The organism is Arthrobacter sp. CAL618 (assembly GCF_000468215.1).
In the GTDB taxonomy this organism is placed as follows: domain Bacteria; phylum Actinomycetota; class Actinomycetes; order Actinomycetales; family Micrococcaceae; genus Arthrobacter_D.
Window position 1 is genome coordinate 1 of record NZ_ASZW01000261.1, and the last position, 6,477, is coordinate 6,477.

The window sequence follows — 6,477 nt, forward strand, 5'->3', positions numbered from 1 at the left end:
CCTGCCAAGGATGAGCCGATGATCCTCGGTGTAGGGGTTCCAGCGTCCGAGTTGTAGCCGCAAGCCGGGCACGCGACGCGCCCACACACCGGGGGATTTGCAGGAAACCGCCAAACTGGCGTAATCTTGATCTTCGGTGCGTTCGCCTTCTAACCGGTTATCCGGGGCGTCGATGCACAGCGTCAGCGGTAGGACCAAAGTAGTTCGGTTTGCCGGTGTAAGTACGCACACAGTAGTTTTCCAAGCATAGTTGTCGAGAGAAGTGAGTTCCCAAGTGGTGTACGCGATTGTCCGCGCAGGCGGCCGCCAAGAAAAGGTTTCCGTGGGAGACCTCGTAACCCTTGACCGCGTCACCGGTAAGGCCGGCAGCAGCTTTCAGCTGCCCGCCCTCCTTCTGGTCGACGGCGACAAGGTAACCTCAGCAGCAGACGACCTGGCAAAGGTCGCCGTGACTGCCGAGATCATTGAGAATCTTCGTGGACCGAAGATTGTCATCCAGAAGTTCAAGAACAAGACCGGCTACAAGAAGCGCCAGGGTCACCGTTCAGAGCTGACCCGCGTCAAGATCACAGGCATCAAGTAACCTCTTCGTTCTTTATCAAAAGGTAGGCAAAGCAGATGGCACATAAGAAGGGTGCGAGTTCCACTCGCAACGGTCGCGATTCAAACGCCCAGTACCTTGGCGTCAAGCGGTTCGGTGGACAGGTTGTCAAGGCCGGCGAAATCATCGTCCGCCAGCGTGGCACCCACTTCCACCCCGGCGCTGGCGTTGGCCGCGGCGGAGACGACACGCTGTTCGCGCTGGAGGCTGGCTCGGTTGAGTTCGGCAGCCGTCGTGGACGCCGCGTTGTCAACATCGTCGGCGCAGTCGCAGAGTAGTACCTGCGCACTAAGCATAAGGCAGTGAGGTGGGGTGAGCCGATCCGGCTCGCCCCACTTTCTTTTTAAGCCGGGATAGACTCGGCATCAATTCACAATTTACTAAGGAGTTCAACGTGGCAAGCTTCGTTGACCGAGTGGTTCTGCATGTGTCGGGTGGTACCGGCGGTCACGGCTGCGTTTCCGTCAAGCGGGAAAAGTTCAAGCCATTGGGTGGCCCCGACGGCGGTAACGGTGGCGACGGCGGCAGCGTGATTCTCCGCGTCGACTCACAGACCACCACCCTTCTGGACTACCACCACGCACCACACCGGCACGCCACCAACGGCGGCAACGGCATGGGCGACTGGCGTGGCGGTAAGCAGGGCGAAACCCTGATCCTGCCGATGCCAGACGGCACAGTCATCAAGACCAAGGATGGCGAAGTACTCGCCGACCTGGTCGGCGAAGGCGCCGAGTTCATCGCTGCCTCCGGTGGCCAGGGTGGGCTCGGGAACTCCTCGCTCTCCTCCCAGAAGCGCAAGGCGCCAGGCTTCGCCCTGCTCGGCATCCCCGGCGACGCCCGGGACATCGTGCTGGAGCTGAAATCCATTGCTGATATCGCTTTGGTGGGGTTCCCCTCCGCTGGCAAGTCAAGCCTCGTCGCAGCGATGTCCGCGGCTCGCCCCAAGATTGCCGACTACCCATTCACCACGCTGGTGCCGAACCTCGGAGTCGTCGAATCGGGCGACGTCCGGTACACCATCGCCGACGTGCCCGGTCTCATCGAAGGGGCCAGCGAAGGCAAGGGCCTGGGCCACAACTTCCTGCGCCACGTCGAACGTTGCGCCGCCCTGGTCCATGTCCTCGACTGCGCCACCCTGGAATCGGACCGCAACCCCCTGAACGACCTCGACATTATCGAGCGCGAGCTGGAGAAATACGCGGTGGACATGAGCTTCGCCGGCCCGGATGGGGACGTCGTGCCCCTGAACCAGCGCCCCAAACTGATTGCCCTGAACAAGGTCGATGTGCCGGACGGAAAGGACATGGCCTCCTTCGTCAGGCCCGAGCTGGAGGCCCGCGGCTACCGCGTGTTTGAGGTGTCCGCGTCCAGCCACGAAGGCCTGCGGCAACTCGGGTTCGCGATGGGCGAGATTGTGTCCGCAGCCCGCGCCGAGCTGAAGGCCACCCCACCCAAAATTGTGCCCCCAGTACTGCGCCCCCGTGCCGTCAACTCGCGCGGCTTCATCATCCGCAACGAGGAGAAGAACCTGCTGCCGTTGTTCCGGATTCTCGGCGAGAAGCCGGAGCGTTGGGTCAAGCAGACCGACTTCAACAACGACGAAGCGGTTGGCTACCTGGCCGACCGGCTCGCGAAGCTCGGCGTGGAAGAGCAGCTCTTCAAGAGCGGCGCCAAGCCCGGCGACACGGTGGTCATCGGTGAGGATGACGGCGTCGTCTTCGACTGGGAGCCGACCATGATGGGCGGGGCCGAGCTACTGGCGTCGCCACGCGGCACCGACATCCGTCTCGCGGAGTTCGTCCGGCCTACCCGCGACGAGAAGCGCGAGGACTACCAGGACCGCAAGGACGCCCGCGCGGCGGCACGGCTCGACCTTGAGACTGAGCGTAAAGCCGGGATCTGGACGGAATCGGTCAACTACAAGACCCGAACCTCCCCGGGTACCACTATCGAGACATCCCAGGCTGTCCCGGACAAGGCCGGAGACGACGACGCACCGGGGATTAACCCTGCGCCAGCCTCAGATAGCGAAGAAGCCGGACGCTAAGGTGACGACGAGTATAAAACGGCCCCTGAAAACCCGGTCCGGTCTGGCGAAGGCCAAGCGGATCGTCGTGAAGGTGGGGTCGTCGTCTCTGACTTCCATCACCGGCGGCCTGTCGGAGGAGGCCCTCGTGTCGCTCTCCAACGTGCTGGCCGCCCGGAGGAACGAGGGCACCGAAGTCATCCTGGTCTCCAGTGGTGCCATCGCTGCGGGTCTGGCGCCCCTCGGGTTGAACCGCCGCCCCAACCAGTTGTCTTCCCAGCAGGCTGCGGCCAGTGTGGGGCAGGGCCTGCTGATGGCGCGATACACCGCGGCGTTCGGGGCTCACGGCGTGACAGTCAGTCAGGTGCTGCTGACCGCTGAGGATCTGATCCGACGCGGCCACTACGCCAACGCCCACCGGGCGATGGAGCGGCTACTGAACTTCGGCGTCGTCCCGATCGTGAACGAGAACGACACCGTTGCAAGTCACGAAATCCGGTTCGGTGACAATGACCGGCTGGCCGCCCTGGTGGCTCACCTGGTGAAAGCCGACGCTCTGGTGCTGCTGTCCGACGTCGACTCCCTCTACGACGGTCCGCCGAAAGATGGTGCGCAACGGATTCCCGAGGTGCGCGGACCCGTTGACCTTGAGGGCGTCGAAATCGGCCGCACCGGCAAGGCCGGCGTCGGAACCGGCGGCATGGTCACCAAGGTTGAAGCGGCAACGATTGCGGCGAGCTCGGGTATTCCTGCCCTCGTCACCTCGGCCGAGAATGCCGCCGCCGCGTTGGCAGGGGACGACGTCGGTACCTGGTTCAGCACCAACGGCCGCCGGAAGCCCATCAGGCTGTTGTGGCTCGCCCACCTGGCGGACATTCGGGGCACACTCACCCTCGATGATGGTGCGGCGAAAGCCGTCGGGGAGCGCCGTCGTTCGCTGCTACCGGCGGGAATTGTGTCAGTTGGCGGGGACTTCGAAGCCGGTGATCCGGTGGCGATGACGGACACCAGCGGTGCGGTGGTGGCCCACGGGCTGGTCAACTACAGCTCGTTCGAACTTCCGAGGATGCTGGGCCGGACCACCCGGGAGCTGTCCAAGGAACTCGGGCGGGAGTATGAGCGGTCGGTCGTCCACGTCAACGATCTGGTGGTCCTTCGTTAGACTGGGGCAATGACTTCAGTGACCGAACAGCAGACAGATGTGACAGCCGCAGTGCACGCGATCGCTGATCGCGCGCGCGAAGCAGCCCGTCAGGTGGCGGCCGCAAACAGGGCCACCAAGGACAGGGCCCTGCTCGCGGTGGGTGCTGCCCTCGTCGCCAACAGTTCAGCGGTCCTTGCAGCCAACGCGTTGGATGTTGAAGCGGGACAGGCCAACGGCACCTCCACGGCGCTCCTGGACCGGCTCAGCCTCACCGGGGAGCGGATCGAGGGGCTTGCGACGGCGTTGCAGAACCTGGCTGGTCTCCCAGACCCCGTGGGGTCGGTGGAGCGGGGCCAGACCCTCCCCAATGGGGTGCGGATGCGCCAGATTCACGTGCCGCTCGGCGTCGTCGCCGCCATCTACGAGGCCCGACCCAACGTGACCGTCGACATTGCCGGGCTTGCTCTCAAGAGTGGTAACGCGGTTATCCTGCGCGGCGGAAGCGCCGCGGCACACACCAACGCAGCGCTGCTCGGCATCATCCGTGACGCACTGGTCAGCTCGGGACTGCCCGCCGATGCCGTGCAAAGTGTTGATGACTACGGACGCGAAGGCGCCAATGTGCTGATGAAGGCACGCGGTCGGGTGGATGTTCTGATTCCGCGGGGCGGCCGCGAGCTGATCCAGACGGTCGTCACCAACTCTGCTGTGCCGGTGATCGAGACTGGCGAGGGCAACGTCCACATTTACGTCGACCGGAGTGCCGACCCCGCGATGGCCGTGGACATCCTGTTGAACGCCAAAACCCAGCGACCCAGTGTCTGCAATACCGTGGAGACCCTCCTCGTACACCGCGATGCGGGCGCAACCACGGACGTCCTGAAGGCCTTGGCCTCTGCCGGGGTGCGGCTACATGCAGACCAGCGCACCCTGGACAGCCTGCCCGACGGCGTCACCGCCGACCTCGCCACAGACGACGACTGGGCCCGCGAATACATGGACCTTGATCTTGCGGTCGCGACAGTGGACTCGATGGAGGAGGCCATGGCACACATTCGCCAGTGGACTTCAGGACACACCGAGGCCATCATCACGAATGACCTGGGCAACTCAGAGCGGTTCATCGCCGGCATCGACTCGGCCGCAGTGATCGTCAATGCGTCAACCCGTTTCACCGACGGCGCCGAACTGGGTTTGGGTGCCGAGGTGGGCATCTCCACCCAGAAAATGCATGCGCGTGGTCCGATGGGGCTGCGGGAACTGACGACCACCAAGTGGATCCTGCAGGGTGATGGTCAGGTCCGGTCCTAGGACCACGTCGCGAAGCGCGTAACATGGTAGGGAACCTATCCACCGGTTGGTGCTGACCGGTACGCCATTACTTTGATTTCTAGGGGAGAATTTATGCTTTCTCAGCTTCTCAACGCCACACTCGTCGCCAGCGAGACTGGCGGGGGCCACGGGGGACACGTCGAACTGCCGATGGACCCGGTGTTGTACGGCGTCATCATCATGGGCGCGCTGGTTGCCTTGATGTTTGTCACTCTCGCCTTCTCGAGCCTCGGCAACCGCCACGAGGCAGTTGAAGAGCACGCCGATCCCCACAAGCAGCACCCCAACAAGCACGACCACGGCGAAGCCTCACACCGCTAGTAGCGGGGCGGGGAAGGTAGCTAAGTCGCGCCAAGTGAATCCAGCTGACAGAGCACACCCGGACGGAAGTCCGTGGCGCCTAGGCGTCATGGGCGGAACCTTCGACCCTATTCACCACGGACACCTGGTGGCTGCGAGTGAAGTCGCAGCCGTCTTCAACCTCGACGAGGTGGTGTTTGTACCGACCGGGCAGCCGTGGCAGAAGGCCGAACGTGAGGTCAGCGCCGCCGAGCACCGGTACCTGATGACCGTGGTCGCGACAGCTTCCAATCCCAGCTTCACGGTGAGCAGGGTGGATATCGACCGCCCCGGTCCCACCTACACGATCGACACCCTCCGGGATCTGAAGGCCGAACGGCCGGAGGCGGAGCTGTTCTTCATCACCGGGGCCGACGCGATGGCGCAGATTCTGTCCTGGAAGAACGCTGATGAACTGTGGTCGTTGGCCCATTTCGTCGGTGTCACCCGGCCCGGCCACGAACTCGATGGCAAGGGCAGGGATGTGAGTCTACTGGAGGTGCCCGCGATGGCCATTTCCTCCACCGATTGTCGACGGCGAGTCGCCGCCGGCGATCCAGTCTGGTACCTGGTGCCGGACGGCGTGGTGCAGTACATCGCCAAGCACGGACTGTACCGCGACGCCTCAAGGCCTGTTGAACCACTTGAACCACACGTTTCACACGACGACATAAGATCTACTACTGGGTGAGAAAGCAATGAGTAACGGCAACGAATCCGCACAGAGCCGGAAGTCACTTCGGCATACCCGCGGGACTAACGCCGACGGGCAGACAGCCGAACTGGAAACTGGTTCGCAGTCGTCCACCGAACCGCAAGCCACCGGACAGCGCCCCCCTGACCGGGCTACTCCTGAACTGCCCCACTCCGAACCGGTCATTTCTGAGCGGCGCAGTCGTCGCGCCGCTGACGCTCCCGTCGATGCGACGCCAACCCACCCGGGTGAGCGGGTTTCGCAGACCCGCGCACGTGACCGGGAAGCGCTGAGGGCCTATCGCGCCCTGGCGGAGCAGCGCCCCCAGGCTGAGGCTG

7 protein-coding genes and 1 pseudogene are annotated in these 6,477 nt (G+C 63.8%); all 8 read left to right on the forward strand.

Features of this window, described 5'->3' with window-relative positions; all coding sequences use genetic code 11:
* The first annotated feature begins 274 nt into the window (after positions 1–274).
* Positions 275–583, forward strand: a complete 309-nt coding sequence (gene rplU, locus K728_RS0116010) for a 50S ribosomal protein L21 (RefSeq protein ID WP_019482657.1) — start codon at positions 275–277, stop codon at positions 581–583.
* A 35-nt stretch (positions 584–618) separates the two neighbouring features.
* On the forward strand, positions 619–879 hold the full coding sequence (rpmA, locus tag K728_RS20760; RefSeq protein ID WP_081743419.1) for a 50S ribosomal protein L27: 261 nt from the start codon (positions 619–621) through the stop codon (positions 877–879).
* Positions 880–995: 116 nt separating this feature from the next.
* The gene (obgE, locus tag K728_RS0116020; RefSeq protein ID WP_024477331.1) at positions 996–2,651 is read left to right on the forward strand and encodes a GTPase ObgE; all 1,656 of its coding nucleotides are present in this window, start codon (positions 996–998) and stop codon (positions 2,649–2,651) included.
* 1 nt (position 2,652) lies between these two features.
* On the forward strand, positions 2,653–3,792 hold the full coding sequence (gene proB / locus K728_RS0116025) for a glutamate 5-kinase (protein ID WP_024477332.1): 1,140 nt from the start codon (positions 2,653–2,655) through the stop codon (positions 3,790–3,792).
* Between the two features lie 9 nt (positions 3,793–3,801).
* Positions 3,802–5,085 (forward strand): glutamate-5-semialdehyde dehydrogenase, encoded by a 1,284-nt coding sequence (locus K728_RS0116030; RefSeq protein ID WP_019482653.1) that lies wholly within the window; start codon positions 3,802–3,804, stop codon positions 5,083–5,085.
* 93 nt (positions 5,086–5,178) lie between these two features.
* Positions 5,179–5,427: a hypothetical protein gene (locus K728_RS0116035; RefSeq protein WP_019482652.1), complete on the forward strand. Its 249-nt coding sequence runs from the start codon at positions 5,179–5,181 to the stop codon at positions 5,425–5,427.
* Between the two features lie 88 nt (positions 5,428–5,515).
* Complete coding sequence (gene nadD / locus K728_RS0116040; RefSeq protein WP_019482651.1) at positions 5,516–6,136, forward strand: nicotinate-nucleotide adenylyltransferase; 621 nt, start codon at positions 5,516–5,518, stop codon at positions 6,134–6,136.
* 7 nt (positions 6,137–6,143) lie between these two features.
* Positions 6,144–6,477: pseudogene (locus K728_RS19740) on the forward strand (hypothetical protein); the annotation flags it as partial.

What these genes read in the sequence shown, in the direction of transcription:
- rpmA (WP_081743419.1), top strand. Translation starts at nt 619, where the DNA reads ATGGCACATAAGAAGGGTGCGAGTTCCACTCGCAACGGTCGCGATTCA.
- K728_RS0116030 (WP_019482653.1), top strand. Translation starts at nt 3,802, where the DNA reads ATGACTTCAGTGACCGAACAGCAGACAGATGTGACAGCCGCAGTGCAC.
- K728_RS0116035 (WP_019482652.1), top strand. Translation starts at nt 5,179, where the DNA reads ATGCTTTCTCAGCTTCTCAACGCCACACTCGTCGCCAGCGAGACTGGC.
- nadD (WP_019482651.1), top strand. Translation starts at nt 5,516, where the DNA reads ATGGGCGGAACCTTCGACCCTATTCACCACGGACACCTGGTGGCTGCG.